The sequence below is a fragment of the Pseudomonas cuatrocienegasensis genome (assembly GCF_900110925.1).
In the GTDB taxonomy this organism is placed as follows: Bacteria; Pseudomonadota; Gammaproteobacteria; order Pseudomonadales; family Pseudomonadaceae; genus Aquipseudomonas; species Aquipseudomonas cuatrocienegasensis.
The window spans coordinates 52,239-73,869 of sequence record NZ_FOFP01000007.1 but is presented as its reverse complement, the minus strand read 5'-3'; the positions used below and the strand labels follow the sequence as shown (position 1 = coordinate 73,869).

The 21,631-nt window shown below is 64.4% G+C and carries 23 protein-coding genes; 15 read left to right on the top strand and 8 right to left on the bottom strand.

All coding sequences use genetic code 11. The annotated features are described in order from the left end of the window. Nucleotides 1–66: 66 nt before the first annotated feature. A complete protein-coding gene (locus BMW49_RS11545; RefSeq protein WP_069520370.1) occupies nt 67–354 on the bottom strand; it encodes a PA4642 family protein in 288 nt (95 codons plus the stop codon). Nucleotides 355–869: 515 nt separating this feature from the next. Here BMW49_RS11545 and dauA point away from each other — a divergent pair. Next, nucleotides 870–2,576 (top strand): C4-dicarboxylic acid transporter DauA, encoded by a 1,707-nt coding sequence (dauA, locus tag BMW49_RS11540; protein ID WP_069520372.1) that lies wholly within the window; start codon nt 870–872, stop codon nt 2,574–2,576. Nucleotides 2,577–2,711: 135 nt separating this feature from the next. Here dauA and BMW49_RS11535 read toward each other — a convergent pair whose 3' ends face one another. Further along, nucleotides 2,712–3,269: a hypoxanthine-guanine phosphoribosyltransferase gene (locus tag BMW49_RS11535; RefSeq protein ID WP_069520375.1), complete on the bottom strand. Its 558-nt coding sequence runs from the start codon at nt 3,267–3,269 to the stop codon at nt 2,712–2,714. A gap of 232 nt (nt 3,270–3,501) precedes the next feature. On the opposite strand from BMW49_RS11535, the gene upp reads away from it, so the two are divergent. Beyond that, a complete protein-coding gene (upp, locus tag BMW49_RS11530) occupies nt 3,502–4,140 on the top strand; it encodes a uracil phosphoribosyltransferase (protein WP_069520377.1) in 639 nt (212 codons plus the stop codon). 3 nt (nt 4,141–4,143) lie between these two features. Beyond that, a complete protein-coding gene (locus BMW49_RS11525; protein WP_069520379.1) occupies nt 4,144–5,412 on the top strand; it encodes a uracil-xanthine permease family protein in 1,269 nt (422 codons plus the stop codon). 93 nt (nt 5,413–5,505) lie between these two features. On the opposite strand, the gene BMW49_RS11520 is transcribed toward BMW49_RS11525, so the two are convergent. From BMW49_RS11520 to BMW49_RS11510, 3 genes are all read right to left on the bottom strand, one after another. Beyond that, nucleotides 5,506–6,837 carry a spinster family MFS transporter gene (locus tag BMW49_RS11520; RefSeq protein ID WP_069520381.1) on the bottom strand — a complete coding sequence of 444 codons (1,332 nt, stop codon included), beginning with the start codon at nt 6,835–6,837 and terminating at the stop codon, nt 5,506–5,508. A 141-nt stretch (nt 6,838–6,978) separates the two neighbouring features. Next, nucleotides 6,979–8,001 (bottom strand): ferrochelatase, encoded by a 1,023-nt coding sequence (gene hemH, locus BMW49_RS11515; RefSeq protein WP_069520383.1) that lies wholly within the window; start codon nt 7,999–8,001, stop codon nt 6,979–6,981. A 51-nt stretch (nt 8,002–8,052) separates the two neighbouring features. Next, complete coding sequence (locus BMW49_RS11510; RefSeq protein ID WP_069520385.1) at nt 8,053–8,955, bottom strand: TIGR01777 family oxidoreductase; 903 nt, start codon at nt 8,953–8,955, stop codon at nt 8,053–8,055. A 229-nt stretch (nt 8,956–9,184) separates the two neighbouring features. On the opposite strand from BMW49_RS11510, the gene BMW49_RS11505 reads away from it, so the two are divergent. From BMW49_RS11505 to BMW49_RS11450, 12 genes are all read left to right on the top strand, one after another. Beyond that, nucleotides 9,185–10,177, top strand: a complete 993-nt coding sequence (locus BMW49_RS11505) for an NAD(P)/FAD-dependent oxidoreductase (RefSeq protein ID WP_069520387.1) — start codon at nt 9,185–9,187, stop codon at nt 10,175–10,177. Next, complete coding sequence (locus tag BMW49_RS11500) at nt 10,174–10,422, top strand: TIGR02450 family Trp-rich protein (protein WP_069520389.1); 249 nt, start codon at nt 10,174–10,176, stop codon at nt 10,420–10,422. Before BMW49_RS11505 ends, BMW49_RS11500 begins: the two co-directional genes overlap by 4 nt. Before the next feature lie 158 nt (nt 10,423–10,580). Beyond that, entirely contained in the window at nt 10,581–11,540 is a 960-nt protein-coding gene (locus tag BMW49_RS11495) for a YbgA family protein (protein ID WP_069520391.1), read from the top strand. Then, nucleotides 11,537–12,490 (top strand): MerR family transcriptional regulator, encoded by a 954-nt coding sequence (locus BMW49_RS11490; protein WP_069520393.1) that lies wholly within the window; start codon nt 11,537–11,539, stop codon nt 12,488–12,490. Before BMW49_RS11495 ends, BMW49_RS11490 begins: the two co-directional genes overlap by 4 nt. 9 nt (nt 12,491–12,499) lie before the next feature. Beyond that, a complete protein-coding gene (gene phrB / locus BMW49_RS11485) occupies nt 12,500–13,942 on the top strand; it encodes a deoxyribodipyrimidine photo-lyase (RefSeq protein ID WP_069520395.1) in 1,443 nt (480 codons plus the stop codon). Continuing rightward, nucleotides 13,935–14,357 carry a nuclear transport factor 2 family protein gene (locus BMW49_RS11480; RefSeq protein WP_069520397.1) on the top strand — a complete coding sequence of 141 codons (423 nt, stop codon included), beginning with the start codon at nt 13,935–13,937 and terminating at the stop codon, nt 14,355–14,357. Before phrB ends, BMW49_RS11480 begins: the two co-directional genes overlap by 8 nt. Further along, nucleotides 14,354–15,118, top strand: coding sequence for an SDR family NAD(P)-dependent oxidoreductase (locus BMW49_RS11475; RefSeq protein WP_069520399.1), 765 nt, complete (start codon nt 14,354–14,356; stop codon nt 15,116–15,118). Before BMW49_RS11480 ends, BMW49_RS11475 begins: the two co-directional genes overlap by 4 nt. Next, nucleotides 15,115–16,362: an NAD(P)/FAD-dependent oxidoreductase gene (locus BMW49_RS11470; protein WP_069520401.1), complete on the top strand. Its 1,248-nt coding sequence runs from the start codon at nt 15,115–15,117 to the stop codon at nt 16,360–16,362. The genes BMW49_RS11475 and BMW49_RS11470 overlap by 4 nt, the downstream gene beginning before the upstream one ends. Then, complete coding sequence (locus BMW49_RS11465; RefSeq protein WP_069520403.1) at nt 16,362–17,162, top strand: DUF1365 domain-containing protein; 801 nt, start codon at nt 16,362–16,364, stop codon at nt 17,160–17,162. The genes BMW49_RS11470 and BMW49_RS11465 overlap by 1 nt, the downstream gene beginning before the upstream one ends. Further along, complete coding sequence (locus BMW49_RS11460; protein WP_069520405.1) at nt 17,149–18,423, top strand: SAM-dependent methyltransferase; 1,275 nt, start codon at nt 17,149–17,151, stop codon at nt 18,421–18,423. The genes BMW49_RS11465 and BMW49_RS11460 overlap by 14 nt, the downstream gene beginning before the upstream one ends. Continuing rightward, nucleotides 18,416–18,943, top strand: a complete 528-nt coding sequence (locus BMW49_RS11455) for a DUF2878 domain-containing protein (protein WP_069520407.1) — start codon at nt 18,416–18,418, stop codon at nt 18,941–18,943. Before BMW49_RS11460 ends, BMW49_RS11455 begins: the two co-directional genes overlap by 8 nt. 34 nt (nt 18,944–18,977) lie before the next feature. Beyond that, nucleotides 18,978–19,289, top strand: coding sequence for a YkgJ family cysteine cluster protein (locus BMW49_RS11450; protein WP_069520409.1), 312 nt, complete (start codon nt 18,978–18,980; stop codon nt 19,287–19,289). Nucleotides 19,290–19,481: 192 nt separating this feature from the next. On the opposite strand, the gene BMW49_RS11445 is transcribed toward BMW49_RS11450, so the two are convergent. The 3 genes from BMW49_RS11445 to BMW49_RS11435 form a co-directional block, all read right to left on the bottom strand. Further along, a complete protein-coding gene (locus tag BMW49_RS11445; protein ID WP_069520410.1) occupies nt 19,482–19,997 on the bottom strand; it encodes an acyloxyacyl hydrolase in 516 nt (171 codons plus the stop codon). A gap of 100 nt (nt 19,998–20,097) precedes the next feature. Continuing rightward, nucleotides 20,098–20,889: a glutamate racemase gene (gene murI, locus BMW49_RS11440; protein WP_069520506.1), complete on the bottom strand. Its 792-nt coding sequence runs from the start codon at nt 20,887–20,889 to the stop codon at nt 20,098–20,100. Further along, nucleotides 20,879–21,631 carry a molybdopterin-synthase adenylyltransferase MoeB gene (locus tag BMW49_RS11435; RefSeq protein WP_069520412.1) on the bottom strand — a complete coding sequence of 251 codons (753 nt, stop codon included), beginning with the start codon at nt 21,629–21,631 and terminating at the stop codon, nt 20,879–20,881. The genes murI and BMW49_RS11435 overlap by 11 nt, the downstream gene beginning before the upstream one ends.

Genomic DNA, 21,631 nt, shown 5'->3' with positions numbered 1-21,631 from the left:
TGCGCACAGCGCACCCTACTGGGCATCTCGTCCCCTGCACGGCGCAACAGGGGGCATACCCTTAGATCAACCGCGCGCCGCGCGGATCACCTCGATATAGGGCTCAGCCTGGCGCTGGTCCTGGATCAGGGCGATAAAGTCGTGGCCCTGGGCATCCTTGGCGTCGAGGTCGTAACCGGCTTCGACGAAGAAGCCGACAAAGCGCTCGAAGTCATTGATGCGCAGACCACGGTAAGCCTTGACCAGCTTGTGCAGCGACGGCGGTGTGGCATCGGCCGGCTCAACGGCGAGAAACAGCTTGATCGGCTCGTCGCTAATCTCTTCGCCAATCACCTGTTGCTTGTCTTTACGCATCGTTCACTCCAGCTAGGATCTGTGGCAGGCAGCGCTGCGGGGCGCGAGCACTCGCGCGGGGGCCGCAGTGTACCGCTGCCGCCGGCCCGCGCTCAACGCACGATGGTGCCACGCCCGACAATGGCCAATCGCCCTGCAGAGCCGGGCAGCTCTATACTGGCGCCACGCCCTTAGGGTCTGTTCCCGTTTCGTCGCAAGCCGCGTTGCTGCGAAAAATCTCGCCAGGCCGGGCGGCGTTCCGCTAGGCCGCGCCCGCTCCCGGCGGGCTTGCGGCATTCACCCCATCCATGGGGATTGCGGAGGACGCAGGGAATGGTCGTTCCCTTGCCAAGTCCTCCAACACCGCATGGCGAGATTTTGCGCGCAACCCGCAGGGCCGGGCCCGTTTTAGCGCGATACTGCGTTTCTCGATGGCTCATTTAGCCAGCTAAACTTCGCATCTCGTGCCTTGCCTCGCGCTAAAACGAGCTCCGGCGCGGCCGCGAACGAAACGGGAACAGACCCTAGGAGTGCCTATGTCCCTACCGCCGCTGTTCGCTGCCTGGCGCCAGAGTCGCGCCGCCGGTTTCACCCTGGCCCGCCTGCGCGGTGACCTGATGGCGGGGCTGACCGTTGGTATCGTCGCCATCCCCCTGGCCATGGCCCTGGCGATTGCCGTCGGCGTAGCGCCGCAACATGGCCTCTACACCGTGCTGGTGGCCGCGCCGCTGATCGCCCTGTGCGGCGGCTCGCGTTTCAATGTCTCGGGTCCCACCGCCGCGTTCGTGGTGATTCTGCTGCCGATCACCCAGCAATTCGGCCTTGGCGGCCTGCTGTTGTGCACCCTGATGGCCGGTCTGATTCTGATTGCCCTCGGCCTGCTGCGCGCTGGCCGGCTGATCGAGTTCGTGCCCTACCCCGTCACTCTCGGCTTTACCGCTGGCATCGGCATCGTGATCGCCACCCTGCAACTCAAGGACCTGCTCGGCCTGGAGCTGGGCGCTACGCCGCAACATTTTCTCGAACACCTGAGCCTGCTCTGGCAGGCGCTGCCGGGCGTGCGCCCTGGGGATATACTGGTCGGCCTGGTCTGCCTCGGCGTGCTGATCGTCTGGCCGCGCCTGGTGCCGCGCGTACCCGGGCACCTGGTCGCGCTGGTCATAGGCGCGTTGCTCGGCCTGCTGCTGGAGCGCCTGGGCCTGCCGCTGGCGACCCTCGGTGAGCGCTTCAGTTATATGCTCGATGGCGTCGAGCAACCCGGTATTCCGCCTTTTCTGCCGAGCTTTGCCTGGCCCTGGAATCTGCCGGGTGCAGATGGGGCGCCCTTGCCGTTGAGCTTCGAACTGATCCGCCAGTTGCTCGCCCCGGCCTTCGCCATTGCCATGCTCGGCGCCATTGAGTCGCTGCTCTGCGCGGTAGTCGCCGACGGCATGAGCGGCAGCAAGCACGACCCCAATGCCGAGCTGATCGGCCAGGGCCTGGGCAACCTGGCCGCGCCGCTGTTCGGTGGCATCACCGCCACCGCGGCGCTCGCCCGCACCGCCGCCAATGTACGCGCCGGGGCCTTCTCGCCGCTGGCGGCAATCATTCATGCCGGCGTGGTGCTGATCGCCATCCTCTACCTGGCGCCGCTGTTCAGCTATCTGCCCATGGCCGCCCTGGCCGCGCTGCTGCTGATGGTCGCCTGGAACATGAGCGAAGCCGGCCACGTTCGCCACACCCTGCGCATCGCCCCACGCAGCGATGTACTGGTATTGCTGACCTGCCTGGTGCTGACGGTGCTGTTCGACATGGTCCTGGCAGTGGGCGTCGGCCTGCTGCTGGCGGCCGGCCTGTTTATCAAACGCATGAGCGAGCTGACTGACACCCACAACCTGCCGCGCGACCTGCACGCCGACCTCAGCGACCTGCCGTCCCATGTGCTGGCCTATGCGATTCGCGGGCCGTTGTTCTTCGGCGCGGCGGAAAAGGCCCTGAGCGTGCTGCGCCGCCTAAGCCCGGATGTGCGCGTGGTGATCGTCGATATCAGCGCCGTGCCATTGCTGGACATGACCGCCCTGGCGGCGCTGGAAACCACCTTGCGTGACTACCGCCGGTTAAATGTCGCGCTGATTTTCAGCGGCACCACGGCCCAGGTACGCCTGCAACTGCGCCGCGCCGGCATCCAGCGCGCCGAAGGCCGCCTGGCCTACGTGCGCGACCTGGCCCAGGCGCGGGCCAAGGCGTTGCGCTGGGTGGCGTAGGCCGTAGGGTGCGCCGTGCGCACCAAGAGAGCCTGCGGGCAGCGCCGGTACGCACGGAGCACCCTACTCGGCTACTCGTGTTCGCGCGACAGGGTGGAAAACGCTTCGCGGCTTTCCACCCTACAAAGGCAGTTGTTACAGCCCTTTAACCGCGTAGATACCCGCCGCGTTACGCCAGTAACCCTTGTAGTCCATGCCGTAACCGAAGATGTAGCGGTCGATGCACGACAGCCCCACGTAATCGGCCTTGAGGTCGGGACGGGCCTTGCGGTCATGGTCTTTGTCGATCAGCACGGCAGTGTGCACCGCCTTGGCCCCGGCGTGGCGGCAGAAGTCGATGATCGCGCCCAGGGTGTGGCCCTCGTCGAGGATGTCGTCGATGATCAGCACTTCACGATCAATAAACGAGACTTCCGGCTTGGCCTTCCAGAACAGCTCACCGCCGCTGGTTTCGTTGCGGTAGCGGGTGGCGTGCAGGTAGGACGCCTCCAGCGGGAAGTTGAGCTTGGGCAGCAGCTTGCCGGTGAAGATCAGTCCGCCATTCATCACACAGAAGACCACCGGATTGGCCTCGGCCAGGTCGCGGCTGATGGCAGCAGCCACTTGCTCGATGGCGGCTTCTACCTGGGCTTCGGTGTACAGGCAGTCGGCTTCGGCCATCACCTGGCGGATGTGCGCGAGATCGGCGGACATGGGCATTTCCTCTTCGGTCGTTGGGCGCATGGGCCAGCGAATAACCTGATCGATGCGTCAAAATAAAAGTCGGCAAAGGTACGCACCCAGGCGCCTTGGAGCAAGCCCCGCCCGACCGTCACCCGGGCTTTTCGACAGGCCGTCTACTGAGGCGAAAAGACTCGGCAGTCAGCGCGCGCGTCAAATGCTAATCTAGCGCAATTTTTTTGCCAGCCCGCCGGAGACACTTGCCATGCCTATTCTCGAAATTCGCCACCCGCTGATCCGCCACAAGCTCGGTTTGATGCGCCGCGCCGATATCAGCACCAAGAACTTTCGCGAGCTGGCCCAGGAAGTCGGCGCCCTGCTGACCTACGAAGCAACCCAGGACCTGCCCCTGGAAAGCTACGAAATCCAGGGCTGGGCCGGGCCTGTGTCAGTGGAAAAGATCTCCGGCAAGAAGATCACCGTGGTGCCGATCCTGCGTGCTGGCATCGGCATGCTCGACGGCGTGCTCAGCCTGATTCCCGGCGCCAAGGTCAGCGCCGTGGGCGTGGCACGCAACGAAGAAACCCTGCAGGCGCACACCTACCTGGAGAAGCTGGTGCCGGAAATCGACGAGCGCCTGGCGATGATCATCGACCCAATGCTGGCCACCGGCAGCTCCATGGTGGCGACCATCGACCTGCTGAAAAAAGCCGGCTGCAAGGAGATCCGCGCCATGGTACTGGTCGCCGCGCCGGAGGGCATTGCGGCGGTCAACCAGGCGCACCCGGATGTGATGATCTACACCGCCTCCATTGATGAACGCCTTAACGAACACGGCTACATCATCCCGGGCCTGGGCGATGCCGGCGACAAGATTTTCGGCACCAAGCAGAAGGACGCCTGATTCATGCTCAACCATGACAACGACCCGCTGTGGCGTCAGGTGCTATCCGGCTCGCAGATGCTTTTTGTGGCTTTCGGCGCCCTGGTCCTGATGCCGCTGATCACCGGCATGGACCCGAACGTGGCGCTGTTCACGGCCGGTATCGGCACCCTGCTGTTTCAACTGGTCACCGGCCGTCAGGTGCCGGTATTCCTGGCTTCGAGCTTCGCCTTTATCGCCCCCATCCTCGCCGCCAAGGGCGAGTTCGGTCTGCCGGCGGTGCTCGGTGGCATCGTCGCTTCGGGTTTGGTATACATCCTTTTGAGCGCCGTGGTGCGGATCAAAGGCACCGGTTTCATCGACCGCCTGCTGCCGCCGGTGGTGATCGCCCCGGTGATCATTTCCATCGGCCTGGCGCTGTCGCCGGTGGCGGTGAACATGGCCATGGGCAAGACCGGTGACGGCGCGGTGCAACTGGTGCCCTATGCCACCGCCATGCTGATTTCGATGTCGGCGCTGGTCACCACCGTACTGGTGGCCGCCGTCGGCCGAGGCCTGCTGCGCCTGGTGCCGATCCTCGCGGGGATCATCGTCGGCTGCCTCGTCGCGGCGTTCTGCGGGGTGATCGACACCAGCGCCGTGGCCAGCGCGCCTTGGCTGGCGATCCCGGCGTTCGTCACCCCCGAGTTGCACTGGGGCGCGATTCTCTACATCGTCCCGGTTGCCCTGGCGCCAGCCATCGAGCATATCGGCGGGGTCGTGGCGATTGGCAGCGTCACCGGCAACAACTTCATCAAGAAGCCCGGCCTGCACCGCACCCTGCTCGGCGATGGTCTGGCCACTTCGGCCGCTGGTCTGTTCGGTGGCCCGCCCAACACCACCTACGCGGAAGTGACCGGTGCGGTGATGCTGACCAAGAACTACAACCCGAAGATCATGACCTGGGCCGCAGTGTTCGCCATCGCCCTGGCGTTTATCGGCAAGTTCGGTACTGCGCTGCAGAGCATCCCGGTACCGGTGATGGGCGGCATTCTCTGCCTGCTGTTCGGCTCCATCGCGGTGGTCGGTCTGAACACCCTGATTCGTCACCAGGTCGACCTGTCCGAGGCACGCAACCTGATCATCGTCTCGGTGACCCTGGTGTTCGGTATCGGCGGTATGGTCATCGGCAGCAGTGAGTTCGCCCTCTCCGGCATCTCGCTGTGCGCCATCGCCGCGCTGTTGCTTAACGCGCTATTGCCGGGCGGTCAGGGCTGGCGCAACAAACCCGCCACAGGCGAAACCGACGCCTAACCACAAAGAGCCCCGCACACGCGGGGCTTTTGCTATGTAGGGTGCGTCTTATGGCGAATCGCCGGTGCGCACAGCGCGCCCTACGGGGCCGTATTAGCTGGCCTTGGCCGACCAGCTCTCCAAATGCACCAGGCTGTCGCGGTAGGGTTTGAGACCCATGCTCAGCAGCACGATGGAGCTGAATACGGCAATGCTGGTGACGATCAGCAGCGAGTAGCGCAGCGCATTGTCATCGGCGAATACGTAGTCGGTGACCAGCGCCACGGCCGTCGGGCCAATGCCCAGGCCGATCAGGGTGATGACGAACAGGTAGATTGCCGAGGCCTGACCGCGCATCGAGTTGGGCATGATTTCCTGGATCGCCGCCGGCGCAACGCCAAACGGCATGCTCAGGAAGAACACCGTGGGCGCCATCAGAATCGCCGCCCACAGGGCACTGTCCATCAACGGAAAGGACAGCACGCAGGGCACCGCGCCCAGGGCCGCATACAAACCCACACGCATATTCGCATCGCGGCTGCCACGCTTGGCCATCCAGTCCGCCAGGCGCCCGCCGAAGACGATGCCCAGGCAACCGAATACCGCCACGATGCTGCCGTAGATGATGCCCACCTGGCCGGCATCCCAGCCGTAGGTGCGGATAAAGAAGGTCGGCACCCAGGCCGCACTGCCGTACCCGGCAAACGCCAGGCCGGCAAAACCGAAGTTATGGCACAGCACGGTGCGTCGGTTGGCGCGGATATAACGGCCCACTTCAGCCAGGGGAACCGCCACACCGGCGCCCACGCCGCGTCGTGCCGGCTCCTTGACCGCGAGCATCAGCAGGGTGAACAGCACCCCGGCGCCACCGAGAATCAGGAAGATCAGTTGCCAGGGGCGCACTTCGCCAAATACTGGCAACACCACATCGCCCTGAGCCGAGGCAAACTGGATGACCAGGCCACCGACCAGAAACGCCAGGCCAGAACCCAGGTAAACCCCCATGGAATACACACTGATGGCCGTGGCCCGGCGCTCAGCCGGGAAGCTGTCGGCGATCAGTGAATAAGCCGCTGGCGACAAGGCCGCTTCCCCCACCCCCACGCCGATGCGGCACAGCAGAAAGTGCCAGTACAGCTTGGCCAGACCGCAGGCCGCAGTGGCGGCACTCCAGAACAGCACGCCGATGGCGATCAGCCCACGCCGGCTCTTGGTGTCAGCCAGACGGCCCAGGGGAATCCCACAGACGGTGTAGAACAGGGCGAAAGACAGGCCCATCAGCAGGCTCATCTGCGTGTCGCTGATCAGCAGGTCGCGGCGGATTGGGCCGACCAGCAGGTTGAGAATCTGCCGGTCGATAAACGACAGGACGTACGCCACCATCAGAATAGAGACAGTGGTCCAGGCGCGGGCACTGGAGGGATAGCCGTTATTATTGTTATGCACGGGCGGGCTCCTCGACACCGATTGCGCGGTGCGCGACGGTTGAAAGTGCCGCCAGCTTAGGTCGAGTCGCCCTGCCCCGAGTACCTCGGGGCAGTCTTATCCATCAGGCGAATGCGCCACATCCGTCCGGGCGAATGAAGCTTAGAGCATCAGCGGCGCGCGCTCGCACAGGGTTTTCAGGGCCGCAACCCAGACCGGATGGGTGTTAAGGCAGGGCACCAACTGCAGGCTCTCGCCGCCGGCCTCGACAAATTGCTCGCGGCCACGGTCGCCGATTTCCTCGAGGGTTTCGATGCAATCGGCAACGAAGGCCGGGCACATCACCAGCAACTTCTTCACACCCTGGGCGGCCAGCTCGTCCAGCCGCGCCTCGGTGTAGGGCTCGATCCACTTGTCCCGGCCAAGACGCGACTGGAAGGACACCGACCACTGTTCCGGGCGCAGGCCCATGCCTGTGGCAAAGGCTTCGGCGCTGCGCATGCACTGCGCGCGGTAGCAGGTGGCGAGCACTTCCGGCGGCGCCGTGCGGCAACAGTCGGGGCCGCGCAGGCAATGCTTGCTCGGGTCGAGCTTGCGCAGGTGGCGCTCCGGCAGACCATGAAAGCTCAGCAGCAGGTGATCGAACGGCTGCTCCAGGTACGGCTGCGCGCTCTGCACCAAGGCGTCGATGTACTCGGGCTGGTCGTAGAACGGCGGCAGCACGGAGAACTGCACATCCAGTTGCCGCTCACGCACCACCCGGCGCGCCTCTTCGATCACCGTGGTAGTGGTGCTGTCGGCGAACTGCGGGTACAGCGGTGCCAGGGTGATCTGCTTGATGCCCTGCTCGGTCAGGCGCAGCAGCGCGGTCTCGATGGACGGTTCGCCGTAGCGCATGGCTAGCTCGACCGGGCCGTGGCTCCAGGTGGTTTTCATCTGCTCGGTCAGGCGCTGGCTGAGCACCACCAGGGGCGAGCCTTCGTCCCACCAGATGGAGGCGTAGGCATGGGCCGAGGCGGCCGGGCGCTTGATCAGAATCAGCGAAACCAGCAGGCGCCGCAGCGGCCACGGCAGGTCGACCACATAGGGGTCCATCAGAAACTGGTTCAGGTAGCTGCGTACATCGGCCACCTCGGTCGAGGCAGGGGAACCCAGGTTGACCAGTAACAAGGCATGGTCGGACATAACGCTTCCTATAATTTGCGGCCAGATGGCCGGTAACAATCGAAATAAAAATCAGCGACTGGGCAACAAATCGGCCAGGGCCGCCTCCAGCTCACTGAAGCGAAAACGAAAACCTGCGGCCTGCAAGCGCGTCGGCAGCGCCTGTTGACCACCGAGCAGCAGCACCGCCAGCTCACCCAGGCCAGCGCGCAGCAAAAACGCCGGGGCCGGCAGCACAGCCGGACGCTTCAGCGCGCGCCCCAGGGCCTTGGCGAAGTCGCGGTTGCGCACCGGCTGCGGCGCGCACGCATTATAAGGACCGCGCGCCTCGGGCTGCTGCACGAGAAAATCAATCAGGGCGATTTGGTCGGCCAGGTGAATCCACGGCATCCACTGCCGGCCATCGCCCAGCGGGCCACCCAGGCCCAGACGAAACGGCAACAGCAAGCGTTTGAGAAAGCCACCCTCGGCAGACAGCACCAGCCCGGTGCGCAGCAGCACCACACGGATGCCCTCGGCCTCGGCGCGTAACGCAGTTTCTTCCCAAGCGGCGCACAGCTGCGCGGCAAAATCATCGGTTACCGGGGCATCGTCTTCGTCCAGCGGGCGCTCGCCACCGTCACCGTACCAGCCCACAGCGGAGCCGGAGAGCAGCACGGCCGGCTTGCTCGAGCGGCTGGCCAGCCAGGCCACCAGGGTTTCTGTCAGTTGGATTCGGCTAGCCCAGAGCAACTGCCGCCGGGCGCGGGTCCAGGGGCGATCGGCAATCGGCGCGCCGGCCAGGTTGACTACCGCATCCAGCGGCGTCTCAGCCAACTCTTCGAGCTGCGCAATACCGCGCACGCCCTCGCCACACAGGGCCGCCACGCGTTCCGGAGTGCGGCTCCAGACAGTCAGTTGGTGCCCCTGTTGCAGCCAGTGACGGCACAGCGCGCGGCCGATCAGGCCAGTACCGCCGGTCAGCAGAATATGCATGGCGTTATCCTCAAATAGGTGCAACACGGAGTGTCTTGGCACGTCTGAAGCAAGACAGCTGTGCGCACAGGACGAGTCGGTGGATTTAATCCGATCAACCTATACATAACAAGATTATTGTATAGCTTTTGTCTAAAGCGTAGCCTGTCTAAACTGTTTGTGTACACCACACGCTCGCCGCAGCAGGCCCAGCTGTCAGCGCCTGGCGCGCGTTATCACGAGGTTCAGCATGACCCAGATTGCCCCTATCGCCATTATCGGTACCGGCATGGCCGGCCTCTCCGCCGCCCAGGCGCTGCATGCCGCCGGCCAGCCCGTGCAGTTGTTCGACAAGAGCCGTGGCAGTGGCGGCCGCATGGCCAGCAAACGCAGCGACGCCGGCGCCCTGGACCTGGGCGCGCAATACTTCACCGCACGCGACCGGCGCTTTGTCGACACCGTGCAGCAATGGCAGCGCCAGGGCCTGGCAGCCGAATGGGCGCCGGCCCTGTATTACGTGCGCAACGGCCAGCTCGCGGCCTCGCCCGACGAGCAGGTGCGCTGGGTCGGCAGCCCACGCATGAGCGCAATCACCCGCGCCATGCTCGGTGAGCTGCCGGTAAACTTCGCCTGCCGTATCACCGAGGTGTTTCGTGGCGAACAGCACTGGCACCTGCTCGATGCCGAAGGCGTCAGCCACGGCCCGTTCAGCCACGTCATCGTCGCCGCACCGGCGCCCCAGGCGTGCACCTTGCTGAGCGCCGCGCCCAAACTGGCCACGGTGGCGGCCAGCGTGGCCATGGAGCCGACCTGGGCAGTCAGCCTGGCATTCGCCGAGCCCCTGCACACCAATGTGGAAGGCTGCTTCGTGCAGGACAGCCCAATCGACTGGCTGGCGCGCAACCGCAGCAAGCCGGGCCGGGACAACACCCTCGACACCTGGGTCATCCATGCCACCAGCGCCTGGACGCGTCAGCACCTGGACCTGTCCAAGGAGGCGGTGATCGAACAGTTGCATGGTGCCTTCGCCGAGCTGATCGGCTGCACAGTGCCGACCCCGGCTTTTTCCCTCGCCCACCGCTGGTTGTATGCCCGGCCGGCCTCGGCCCATGAATGGGGCTGCCTGGCCGACAGCGACCTGGGCATTTATGCCTGCGGCGACTGGTGTTCGTCAGGCCGCGTCGAGGGCGCCTGGCTCAGCGGTCAGGAAGCGGCGCGCAAGCTGCTCGCGCACCTGCCATGAGCAGCGCCGATCACAAGGCACAGCCTGCCCGGCACCGCATCAACCCGGGCAAATTGCTGCTGTCGAAATGGACGGCGCGCCAGCCGCAACACCGGGAAAAACATTTCCTGGTGACCGAGCTATACCGCGACGAGGAAGGTGAGGTGCTGGCCATCGAGCTACAAGCGGTGCTCACCCAGCGCAGTGAGCGCCTGGACTGGCGCGTGCTGCAGGATGCGCAGCGCTGGCGCATGGGCTGGTGCTGACGCGCAGGACCTGTGCAAGACGATCGTCAGGCACCCTGCACAGGCAGCATTCCATTACAAAAGCTGTACAAACTATTTGACTTGTACAATGGCGCACCTATGATGAGCACGAGTTGTACAGGATCACCATCCTGTACAAGTAGTCAGCAGAGGTCGCCATGCAATCGCCCCCACTCAAACCCCGTCTAGGCATCAGTGCCTGCCTGCTCGGCGCCGAAGTCCGCTACAACGGTGGGCATAAGGAATCACGCCTGTGCAACCGCACCCTGAGCGACTACTTCGACTTCACCCCGGTCTGCCCGGAAGTGGCCATCGGCCTGGGTATCCCGCGAGAGCCGATTCGCCTGGTCGGTGACCCCGAGCAACCGCGGGCTGTGGGCACCGTGCACCGCGAGCTGGATGTCAGCGATGCCCTCACCGCCTATGGCACGCAAATGGCTGAGGAATTGGGCGGCATCTGCGGCTATATCTTCATGCAACAGTCGCCGTCCTGCGGCCTGGAGCGGGTCAAGGTCTACCAGGATAACGGTCGCCCCAGCGAGCCGCGTGGGCGCGGCCTGTTCGCCGCCGCGTTCTGTGCCCGCCATCCCGACCTGCCGGTCGAAGAAGATGGCCGCCTGAACGATCCGGTGCTGCGCGAGAATTTCATCACCCGCGTATTCGCCTACGCCGACTGGCAGCGCACCCTTGCCGCCGGCCTGACCCGCAAGACGCTGATCGACTTCCACTCGCGCTACAAATACCTGCTGATGGCCACCCACCCGGTGCAATACCGCACGCTCGGGCGGATGCTCGGCAACCTCGGCCAGCACGACCTGGGTGAACTGGCGCCACGTTATTTCAGCGAGCTGATGGCGGCCCTGAAAAAATGCGCGACCCGGCGCACCCACAGCAACGTGCTGATGCACCTGAGTGGCTACTTCAAGCAGTCGCTCGACGGCGAAGACAAGCGCGAAATGCAGCACCTGATCTCCCAGTACCGCCACGGCGTGGTGCCGCTGGTGGTGCCGCTGACCCTGCTCAAACATCATCTGCGCCTACACCCCGACCGCTACCTCCAGCAACAGGTCTACCTGCAGCCGCATCCCGAAAACCTCAGCCTGCGTAATACCCTATGAGCGATCACCCGGAACCTGCCGACGTGCAGGATGAATCCGCCGACGACTACCAGACGGCCCTGGCCCAGGGCTTTTTGCCGATCCGTGAAGTGGCGCGCATCACCGGGGTCAACGCCGTGACCCTGCGCGCCTGGGAGCGCCGCTATGGGCTGATCGTGCCGCACCGCACGCCCAAGGGGCATCGCCTGTACGCCGAGAAGCATGTGGCACGGATCCAGGCGATTCTCACCTGGCTCAACCGCGGCGTATCGGTCAGCCAGGTCAAGGGCCTGCTACGCTCCAACCAGCCGGCATTCAGCGAAGCCACCTCGCAGTGGGAAGAAAAGCGCCAGCGCCTGCAGGAAGCGATCTGCAACCTCAACGAGCGCCGTCTCGACGAAGGCTTCAACAGCGAGCTGGCCCTCTACCCGCCCAAGACCCTGTGCCAACAACTGCTGCTGCCCTTGTTCGAGGAGCTCGACCTGCGCTGGCGCAACCAGTTCGGTGCCCAGGCCGAGCGGGTGTTTTTCTACTCCTGGCTGCGCAGCAAGCTGGGCGCCCGGCTGTACCACAACAACCGCCAGCACAGCGGTCCACCGCTGCTGATGATCAATATGTCGGACCTGCCGATGGAGCCGGGCCTGTGGCTGACCGCCTGGCTGGCCAGCAGCGCCAACTGTCCGGTGGAAGTCTTCGACTGGCCGCTGACCCCGGCCGAGTTGGCCATGGCGGTCGAGCACATCCAGCCGCGCGCCCTGCTGCTGTACTCCAGCCAGACGATCAACACCGCCCATTTGCCGCGTCTGGCCACGGGTTATAGCTGCCCCTGTCTGATCGGCGGACCGGCGGTACACATCCATGAGCAGGAGTTGCGGGTATTGGTTGAGCAGCACAGCGATCTGCACCTGGCCCACGACCCACTCGGCGCCTTGCAGACCCTGACCCTGCTGAACCTGCTCGAAGCTCAATAAGGATCGATGATGCAACTGTTCTGGTTTCGTACCGACCTGCGCCTGCAGGACAACACCGCCCTCGCCGCCGCCATGGCCGCCGGGCCGACGGTGGCCCTGTACCTGATCAGCCCCGGCCAGTGGCAGGCCCATGACGACGCCCCAAGCAAGGTCGATTTCTGGTTGCGTAACCTGGCGATCCTTTCAGACGATCTTGCCGCCCTCGGTGTGCCGCTGCTGATCCGCGAGGCCGATACCTGGGCCCAGGCGCCAGCGGTGCTCGACCAGCTGTGCCAGGAGCTCAATATCAGTGCGGTACAGGTCAACGATGAATACGGCGTCCACGAAAGCCGCCGCGATCAGGCCGTGGCCGCAACCTTGCGCAGCCGTGGTGTGGCGTTTCACGGACACCTTGACCAGCTGTTCTTCGCCCCGGGCAGCGTGCTGACCAAATCCGGCGGCTACTTCCAGGTCTACAGCCAGTTCCGCAAGGCCTGCTACGCACGCCTGCACCACAGCTTGCCAGCGCTGATTGCCACACCCCGCGCCCAGGCGCCCCTGGCGATTGCCCGCGACCCGCTGCCACAGCAGGTCGCCGGATTCGCCACGCCAGCCGCCAGCCTGCGCGAGTTATGGCCAGCCGGTGAGGCCCAGGCTCTGGCGCAACTGACGCGCTTCAGCGACGAGTCCATCGACGACTACAAGCGCGACCGCGACCTGCCCGCCGTGCCCGGCACCAGCCAGTTGTCGCCCTACCTGGCGGCCGGGGTGCTGTCGCCGCGCCAGTGCCTGCACGCAGCGCTACAGGCCAACCAGGGCGAGTTCGAAAGCGGCAGCGAAGGTGTGGTGACCTGGATCAACGAGCTGCTCTGGCGGGAATTCTACAAACACACTCTGGTCGGCTACCCGCGGGTATCCATGGGCCGCGCCTTTCGCCGTGAAACCGATGCCCTGGCCTGGCGCCAGGCGCCCAAAGAGCTGGCCGCCTGGCAAAGCGGGCAGACCGGCTTGCCGCTGGTCGATGCGGCCATGCGCCAGTTGCTCGCCACCGGCTGGATGCACAACCGCCTGCGCATGGTGGTGGCGATGTTCCTGACCAAAAACCTGCTGATCGACTGGCGCGAGGGCGAACGCTTCTTCATGCGTCATCTGATCGACGGTGACCTGGCTGCGAACAATGGCGGCTGGCAGTGGAGCGCCTCCACTGGTACCGACTCGGTGCCCTACTTCCGCATCTTCAACCCGCTGAGCCAGTCGGCCAAGTTCGACCCCGACGGTCGCTTTATTCGTCGCTGGGTGCCTGAGCTCGCCGGTTTGAACAAAAAGGATGTGCACAACCCCGCAGCTATGGGCGGCCTGTTCGGTATCGCCGACTATCCGCGGCCCATCGTCGACCTGGCACGCAGCCGTGAGCGCGCGCTGGCCGCATTCAAGAACCTGCCTTCGCGGCCCCTGGAGCCTAGTCATGAGTGATTTTCTGCGTCGCTTCGCCCAGGACTTTGCCGCCCTGAACAAAGACAACCTGGAGCGCCTCGGCAGCCTCTACAGCGACGACGCGGTGTTCCGCGACCCGCTGCATGAGGTGCGCGGCCTGACCAACCTGCAGCGTTACTTCGCCGAGCTGTACGCCAATGTCAGCGAGCTGCGCTTCGACTTCTATGGCTTCGATGAGGTGCGCGAAGGCGAGGGCTATCTACGCTGGACCATGAGCTACCGCCACCCGCGCCTGGCCGCTGGCCAGCTGATCCGCGTGGAAGGCTGCTCACACCTGCACTGGAGCGACAAAGTGCACCGCCACCGCGACTATTTCGACGCGGGCAACCTGCTCTACGAACACCTGCCCGTGTTGGGCCAGGTGATCCGCTGGCTGAAACGGAGACTGGCATGAAACGAATCTGGCTGACCGGCGCCAGCAGCGGCATTGGAGCCGCCCTGGCGGAACAGTTGCTGCAGCGCGGCTATCGCCTGGCACTCAGCGCACGCACGGTGGAGCCCTTGCAGGCCCTGGCCAAGCGCTTCCCCGAACAGGTACTGGTAGTGCCCGGCGACCTCAGCGATGCAGCCCGGGTCAAGGCCATTGGCGAGCACATCGCCCAGGTCTGGGGTGCCCTGGACATGGTGATTCTCAACGCCGGCACCTGCGAGTACGTCGAGGTCGCCCAGTTTGAGGCGGCGATGGTCGAGCGCGTGGTGCGCGCCAACCTGTTCTCCGCCAGCTACTGCATCGAAGCTGCGCTGCCGCTACTGCGGCAAAGCAGCACGCCGCACCTGGTCGGCGTGGCCAGTTCGGTGACTTATCTGCCGCTGCCGCGTGCCGAGGCCTACGGCGCCTCCAAAGCCGGCATGCGCTACCTGTTCGAAGCACTGCGCATTGACCTGGCCGCCGAAGGCATCGACGTCACCCTGGTCAGCCCTGGCTTCGTCGATACGCCACTGACGCAGAAGAACGACTTCCCCATGCCGATGCGCTGGCCGGTGGAGAAAGCCGCCCGCCACATCGCCGAGAAACTGGAAAAGCGCCCCTACGAGATTGCCTTTCCCGGCCCTTTTATCGCCGGCCTGCTGTTGCTCGCCCACCTGCCCAAGCGGCTGCAGGTGGCCCTGGGCAAGCGCATGGCGCGCACCACTGAGAGCAAGAACAGCCCATGAAAATAGCCATTATCGGCAGCGGTATTTCCGGCCTGACCAGCGCCTACCTGCTCAACCGTCAGCATGACATCAGTGTCTTCGAGGCCAGCGACTGGATCGGCGGCCACACCCATACGGTGGACGTCGAAGTCGCCGGCGAGCGGCATGCCATCGACACCGGCTTTATCGTGTTCAACGACTGGACCTACCCCAACTTTATCCGCCTGCTGGAACAACTCGGCGTGGGTTTCAAACCCACCGAGATGAGTTTCGCGGTCAGCGATCCAGTCACCGGCGTGGAGTACAACGGGCACAACCTCAACACCCTGTTTGCCCAACGCCGCAACCTGTTCTCACCACGTTTTATCGGCATGGTCCGCGACATCCTGCGCTTCAACCGCGAGGCCCTGGACGACCTGCACAGCAACCGCATTCCCAGCACCACTACCCTGGGCAACTACCTGAAGATGGGCGGCTACAGCGAACGCTTCACCCATCATTACATCGTGCCCATGGGTGCGGCGATCTGGTCGATGTCGCCGGCGCAGATGCTCAGTTTCCCGCTGCAGTTCTTCGTGCGTTTCTTCAAGAACCACGGCCTGCTCTCGGTCAGTGACCGCCCGCAATGGTGCGTGGTCGAAGGTGGCTCGCGCGGCTACGTGGCGCCGCTGACCGCCTCGTTCAAGGAGCGTATTCGCCTGAATTGCCCGGTGCAGCGGGTCGAACGTGACAGCAGCGGAGTCACCCTGCACCACGCCGAAGGCAGCGAGGACTTCGACAAGGTGGTGTTCGCCTGTCATAGCGACCAGGCCCTGCGTCTGCTGGCCAAACCGACCCTGGCCGAACAGGCGATCCTTGGCGATCTGCCCTATGCGGAAAACGAAGTGGTGCTGCACACCGATACCCGCTTGTTGCCCAAGCGCAAGCTGGCCTGGGCCGCCTGGAACTACCGCCTCGGTGGGCCAAGCGAACAACCGGCAGCGGTGACCTACAACATGAATATCCTGCAGGGCATCCAGAGCGAGACAGTGTTCTGCGTCAGCCTCAACCAGACCGAGGCCATCGACCCGGCACGCATTCTCGGCACCTACCGCTATGCCCATCCGCAATACGGCCTGCGTGGCATCGCCGCCCAGGCGCGCTGGGAAGAGTTGCTCGGCGCGCAGCACAGCTACTTCTGCGGCGCTTACTGGGCCAACGGTTTCCATGAAGATGGCGTGGTCAGTGCCCTGCGCATAGCCCAGGCATTCGGTGAGTCCCTGTAATGCACAGCGCCCTGTACAGCGGCTGGGTGCAACACCGCCGCTTCGCCCCCAAGACCCATGCGTTTCGCTATCGCATGGGCCTGCTGTACCTGGACCTCGACGAGCAGGAGGCCGTGCTGGGCTTGTCGCGCCTGGCCGGGCGTGGGCGTTTTGCACCCTTTGCCTTCCGTGAAACGGACTTTCTACCGGCCTTTACCGGTGCTGGTATGCGCCTGATCGACGCGGTGCGCCAGCGCGTCGGCGAAGCCCTCGGTCAAGTACCTCAGGGCCGCATCTGCCTACTCACCCAGCCGCGCAGCTGGGGCCTGGCGTTCAACCCGGCAAGTTTCTTTTATTGCTTCGATAAGCAGGACCGCCTGCAGGCGATTCTTTGCGAGGTCAGCAATACGCCGTGGCGCGAACGCTACCACTACGTCCTGCCAGCCACGGGTGAGGGCCACCAGCACATGGGCGTGGCCAAGTCGTTCCATGTATCGCCGTTTCTGCCGCGGGAGCTGGAATACCGCATGGGTTTCAGCCAACCCGGTGAGCGTCTGGGTATCCACATGGCCGACTGGGCCGGCGAGACCAAGGTGTTCGACGCCAGCCTCAGCCTGACCCGCACTGCGCTCGACCGCGCCAGCCTGCACCGCTACCTGCTCAGCTTTCCCTGGATGACCGGCAAGACGGTCGTCGGCATCTACTGGCAGGCCCTGCGCCTGCTGCTCAAGCGTGTACCCGTGTTCAACCATGAGGCCGCGGACGGTGAGTTCCGCGCAGGCCGACCCGAATCAAAGGATGTGCACCATGAAAAGCTCTAGCCTGGCGTCTGCCAAGAATGCCGTACGCGCCGGCAGCGGCGTCGGCGCCAGCCTCCTGCGCCGTGCGGTGATGGCTCAGCTCAAGCAACTGCGCCACGGTCATCTGGTCATCATCGAAGGCGAGGAACGCCTGTCCTTTGGCGATCCGCATTCCAGCCTGTGCGCGGAAATCCAGGTGCATGACCCTGCGGTTTGGGGCCTGGTCGCCGGAAATGGCTCGATCGGCTCGGGCGAAGCCTACATTCATGGTTACTGGAGCACCCCGGAACTGACCGCGGTGATCCGCATTTTCGTCAGCAACCTCGAACTGCTGGATGCCATGGAAGGCGGCCTGGCCCGCGTCGGCCGCCCACTGATCAAGGGCCTGCACTGGCTCAACCGCAACACCCGCCAGGGTTCGCGCAAGAACATCGAGGCGCATTACGACCTGGGCAATGACCTGTTCGAGCAGTTCCTCGACCCGACCATGATGTACTCGGCGGCCATGTTCGTGGACCCCGACGACAGCCTGGAGCAGGCGCAACTGAACAAGCTGCAACGTATCTGCCAGAAACTCGAGCTCAAGCCCAGCGATCACCTGCTGGAGATCGGCACCGGCTGGGGCAGCATGGCGCTCTACGCCGCCCGCCACTATGGCTGCCGCGTGACCACCACCACCCTGTCGCGCGAGCAGTACGCCCACACCGCGCAGCGCATCGTCGCCGAAGGCCTGCAGGACCGCGTGACCCTGCTGCTGGAGGACTACCGCGACCTCAGCGGCCAGTACGACAAGCTGGTGTCCATCGAGATGATCGAAGCCGTTGGCCACCGCTACCTGCCGACCTACTTCGAGCAGTGCGCCAGCCTGCTCAAGCCGGACGGCCTGATGCTGCTGCAGGCCATCACCATTCGCGACCAACGTTACGAGCAGGCCAAGCGCAGCGTCGACTTCATCCAGCGTTACATCTTCCCCGGCGGCGCCCTGCCGTCGATGAGCGCGATGCTCGGTATCATCAGCACCCGCACCGACATGAACCTGCACCACATGGAAGACTTCGGCCTGCACTACGCACGCACCCTGCGCCTGTGGCACGAAAACCTGCACCAGGCCCGGCATACCCTCGAGCAACTGGGCTATGACGATTACTTCTACCGGCTGTGGGAGTTCTACCTGTGCTATTGCGAGGGCGGCTTTCTGGAGCGCACCATCGGCACCGCGCAACTGCTGCTGGCCAAACCGGCGGCCAAACCTGCACCTCTATTGGGAAACTTCAATGCCTAAACTGATCGCCAACGCCCTGCTCTTCCAGCTCGGCTGGTTCGCCTGCGTATTCGGCGGCGACGGCCCCTGGTTGCTGCTGGTGGCCGTGGCCCTCGGTGTGCATCTGTTCTGGGTCAGCAGTTGGCAGGCCGAAGGCAAGCTGCTGCTGACCGTGTTTTTTGCCGGCAGCGCGCTGGACAGCTTTCTGCTCAACCTCGGCGTGTTCGATTTCGGCGAGCCGCGCCTCTTGATCCCGCTGTGGCTGGCCTCGCTGTGGCTGCTGCTGGCCAGCACCCTCAACCACTGCCTGGCCTGGACCGCCCAGCCCTGGTGGCGCGCCAGCCTGCTGGGCGCCGTCAGTGCACCACTGTCCTACTACGGCGGCGCGCAGCTTGCCGGCGTAGGTTTGCCTTACGGCACCTGGCAAACCCTGCTGCTGCTCGCGGCGATCTGGGCCGTGGTCATGCCGCTGCTGCACGGTTTCGCGCGGCTCTATCGCAGCCAGTACGAACAACGTCTGCGCAGCCAACAGTCGCTGTAGCGCGGCAACGCGCGCACTCGCGTAAACTGCCGGTATGACGCAAACCATCGCCCACACCCAGCTCCCCGACGAGCCCGCCGTCAGTTGCAGCAACTGCGCGGCCTGCTGCTGCCAGCTGGAAGTCATGCTGATCACCGACACCGGCGTGCCGCAGCGCTTTATCGACACCGACGCCTGGGGCGGCGAGGTCATGCTGCGCCTCGACGACGGCTGGTGCGCCGCCCTGGACCGCGACAGCATGCGCTGCACCATCTACCCGGTGCGACCACTGATCTGCCGCGAATTCGAGACGGCTTCGCCCGAATGCCTGGACGAACGCCGCGGCATGGCCACCATTTACCGCTAAAAGCGCCTGCTTACACGTGGGCTGCGCCCTGTGCATCGGCGCCGTTTATAGATTCTTGGTGCGCGCGGCGCACCCTACTTGGCTAAGTCGTGCCGCGTGCACATAGGCAACATGCCAGTGGGACGCGGTCATAAAAAAACCGGGCAAAAGCCCGGTTTCTCGGACCAGGCCTACGCCTGGCAAACGCCTGAATCAGAAATTCATGCTGTAGTGCAGCGTGTACGCCTCGACACCATCGTTAGGCTTTTTCAGGCCAGCGTTGGAGTAGTGAATCGCACGAATGCCGATTTCCTGACCGGCGAAACGCAGACCTGCGCCAATACGGTCCTCGAACTGGAATGACGAGCCCAGATCGTTGCTTTCCAGCTCGGTGTTCTCGAATGCGGCAATGCCGATGCCGGCCTCCAGATACGGACGTACGTTTTCGCCGGCGAACTCATACACAAATACCGGCGCCAGCGACAGGCTGTGGTTGCTCGCCGTATCGTCGCCCTGCCAATAGGTGTAACCCGCGTCCCAATAACCGGTCAGGCGACCGATATCCGACTGAAACCAGCTCTTCTCGAAATCCGAGCGCAGGCCCAGGCGATACACCATGGTGGAGTCACCACTCTGACCAATGGCAAAGGTCACATCAGCGGCCTGTGCCGTGCTCAGTTGAGCCATGGAAACGGCCGCGCACGCAGCCAGGGTCATCAGTTTCTTCATCGGAATGTCCTTGTTAGACGAAACAACCGCATCGTTTTTTATTTATGCACCAAGGCGCCGGTAACGAGCTGATTTAGCTCAGCATTACCTAACCAGACTGTCAAAGTGACTCTACTACTGACTGCTGCCCGATTAAAAGTTTCAACACTTTTTCCATGCTCCCCGTCTCACCGCTGGTCCAGAAACGCGGGCACTCGGGCTCGGCCCTTATGGCCAGGGCATCGGCAGCGCGCAGCAGGTCTTGCAGGTGCCGGGCTACCGCCGGGCCGGTGTCGATCAGGCGCACCGAGGCCGGAATCAACGTGCGCAGCAAAGGCGCGACAAAGGGGTAATGGGTGCAACCCAGGATCAGGGTGTCGCAGCCCTGTTCCAGCAGCGGTGCGACATACCCCTGCAGCAGGGCATGGGTAACCGGGCCGTCCAGGTCGCCGGCCTCGATCTGCTCGACCAGCCCCGGGCAGGGTTGGGTGATCACCCGCACGTCGTGGGCGAAACGGTCGAGCAAGGCGGCGAACTTGGCGCTCTTGAGCGTACCGGTGGTGGCCAGCACGCCCACCACACCGCTGCGGGTAGCCGCCGCTGCCGGCTTGACCGCCGGCTCCATGCCGACGATGAGCAGGCTCGGGTAGCGCTCACGCAGCTCAGCGGCCGCCGCGGCTGTGGCGGTGTTGCAGGCCAACACCAGCGCCTTGGCGCCCTGGGTCAGCAGGTGTTCGGTAATCAGCGCGCAGCGCTGGCGAATGTACTCTGGGCTCTTTTCGCCATAGGGCACGTGACCGCTGTCGGCCACATAGAGCAGCGCCTCCTGGGGCAGAATCTGGCGAATCTCGCGCAGCACCGAAAGGCCGCCGACCCCGGAGTCGAACACACCAATGGGCGCGTTACTGGGCATGGCCGCAAACACCGCAGGCCGGGTCACGCTTGACCCGCAACTCCCTGAAGCGGCTGCCCAGCGCGTCGATCAGCAGCAGCCGCCCAACCAGCGGCTCACCGAAACCGGCCAGCAACTTGAGCGCTTCCAGGGCCTGCAGGCTGCCAACCAAACCCACCAGCGGGCCGACCACACCGGCCTCGCTGCAGGTCAGTTCGGCCTCGCTGCCGTGCCCATACAAGCAGTGGTAACACGGGCTGTCGGGGTTGCGCGGGTCGAACACCGAAAGCTGCCCTTCCAGGCGAATCGCCGCACCGGAGACCAGCGGTTTGCGCGCAGCCACACAGGCGGCATTGACCGCCTCGCGGGTGCTGAAGTTGTCCGAGCAATCGAGCACCAGGTCCACTGCCGCCACCGCAGCGGCCAGGCTATCGCTGTCCAGCGCCTGATGATGGGCAACCAGCTGCACCTGCGGGTTGAGCGCGGCGAGTCGGGTGATGGCCGAGTCGACTTTGCTCACACCGATGCTGGCGCTGTCGTGCATCACTTGTCGCTGCAGGTTGCTCAGGTCAACCGTGTCGAAGTCGGCCAGGTGCAGCTCACCCACGCCGGCAGCGGCCAGGTACAGCGCGACCGGCGAACCGAGTCCACCGAGGCCGACGATCAGCACACGGCTGCGGCTCAGGCGCAGTTGCCCTTCGATATCGATCTGTTTCAGCAGGATCTGCCGGCTGTAGCGCAGCAGGGCATCGTCGTCGAGCAT

Excerpts from the sequence above, each read along its gene's own strand:
- BMW49_RS11545 (WP_069520370.1), bottom strand. The coding sequence starts at position 354 with ATGCGTAAAGACAAGCAACAGGTGATTGGCGAAGAGATTAGCGACGAG.
- dauA (WP_069520372.1), top strand. The coding sequence starts at position 870 with ATGTCCCTACCGCCGCTGTTCGCTGCCTGGCGCCAGAGTCGCGCCGCC.
- BMW49_RS11535 (WP_069520375.1), bottom strand. The coding sequence starts at position 3,269 with ATGTCCGCCGATCTCGCGCACATCCGCCAGGTGATGGCCGAAGCCGAC.
- upp (WP_069520377.1), top strand. The coding sequence starts at position 3,502 with ATGCCTATTCTCGAAATTCGCCACCCGCTGATCCGCCACAAGCTCGGT.
- BMW49_RS11525 (WP_069520379.1), top strand. The coding sequence starts at position 4,144 with ATGCTCAACCATGACAACGACCCGCTGTGGCGTCAGGTGCTATCCGGC.
- hemH (WP_069520383.1), bottom strand. The coding sequence starts at position 8,001 with ATGTCCGACCATGCCTTGTTACTGGTCAACCTGGGTTCCCCTGCCTCG.
- BMW49_RS11510 (WP_069520385.1), bottom strand. The coding sequence starts at position 8,955 with ATGCATATTCTGCTGACCGGCGGTACTGGCCTGATCGGCCGCGCGCTG.
- BMW49_RS11505 (WP_069520387.1), top strand. The coding sequence starts at position 9,185 with ATGACCCAGATTGCCCCTATCGCCATTATCGGTACCGGCATGGCCGGC.
- BMW49_RS11500 (WP_069520389.1), top strand. The coding sequence starts at position 10,174 with ATGAGCAGCGCCGATCACAAGGCACAGCCTGCCCGGCACCGCATCAAC.
- BMW49_RS11495 (WP_069520391.1), top strand. The coding sequence starts at position 10,581 with ATGCAATCGCCCCCACTCAAACCCCGTCTAGGCATCAGTGCCTGCCTG.
- BMW49_RS11490 (WP_069520393.1), top strand. The coding sequence starts at position 11,537 with ATGAGCGATCACCCGGAACCTGCCGACGTGCAGGATGAATCCGCCGAC.
- phrB (WP_069520395.1), top strand. The coding sequence starts at position 12,500 with ATGCAACTGTTCTGGTTTCGTACCGACCTGCGCCTGCAGGACAACACC.
- BMW49_RS11480 (WP_069520397.1), top strand. The coding sequence starts at position 13,935 with ATGAGTGATTTTCTGCGTCGCTTCGCCCAGGACTTTGCCGCCCTGAAC.
- BMW49_RS11475 (WP_069520399.1), top strand. The coding sequence starts at position 14,354 with ATGAAACGAATCTGGCTGACCGGCGCCAGCAGCGGCATTGGAGCCGCC.
- BMW49_RS11470 (WP_069520401.1), top strand. The coding sequence starts at position 15,115 with ATGAAAATAGCCATTATCGGCAGCGGTATTTCCGGCCTGACCAGCGCC.
- BMW49_RS11465 (WP_069520403.1), top strand. The coding sequence starts at position 16,362 with ATGCACAGCGCCCTGTACAGCGGCTGGGTGCAACACCGCCGCTTCGCC.
- BMW49_RS11460 (WP_069520405.1), top strand. The coding sequence starts at position 17,149 with ATGAAAAGCTCTAGCCTGGCGTCTGCCAAGAATGCCGTACGCGCCGGC.
- BMW49_RS11455 (WP_069520407.1), top strand. The coding sequence starts at position 18,416 with ATGCCTAAACTGATCGCCAACGCCCTGCTCTTCCAGCTCGGCTGGTTC.
- BMW49_RS11450 (WP_069520409.1), top strand. The coding sequence starts at position 18,978 with ATGACGCAAACCATCGCCCACACCCAGCTCCCCGACGAGCCCGCCGTC.
- BMW49_RS11445 (WP_069520410.1), bottom strand. The coding sequence starts at position 19,997 with ATGAAGAAACTGATGACCCTGGCTGCGTGCGCGGCCGTTTCCATGGCT.
- murI (WP_069520506.1), bottom strand. The coding sequence starts at position 20,889 with ATGCCCAGTAACGCGCCCATTGGTGTGTTCGACTCCGGGGTCGGCGGC.
- BMW49_RS11435 (WP_069520412.1), bottom strand. The coding sequence starts at position 21,631 with ATGCTCGACGACGATGCCCTGCTGCGCTACAGCCGGCAGATCCTGCTG.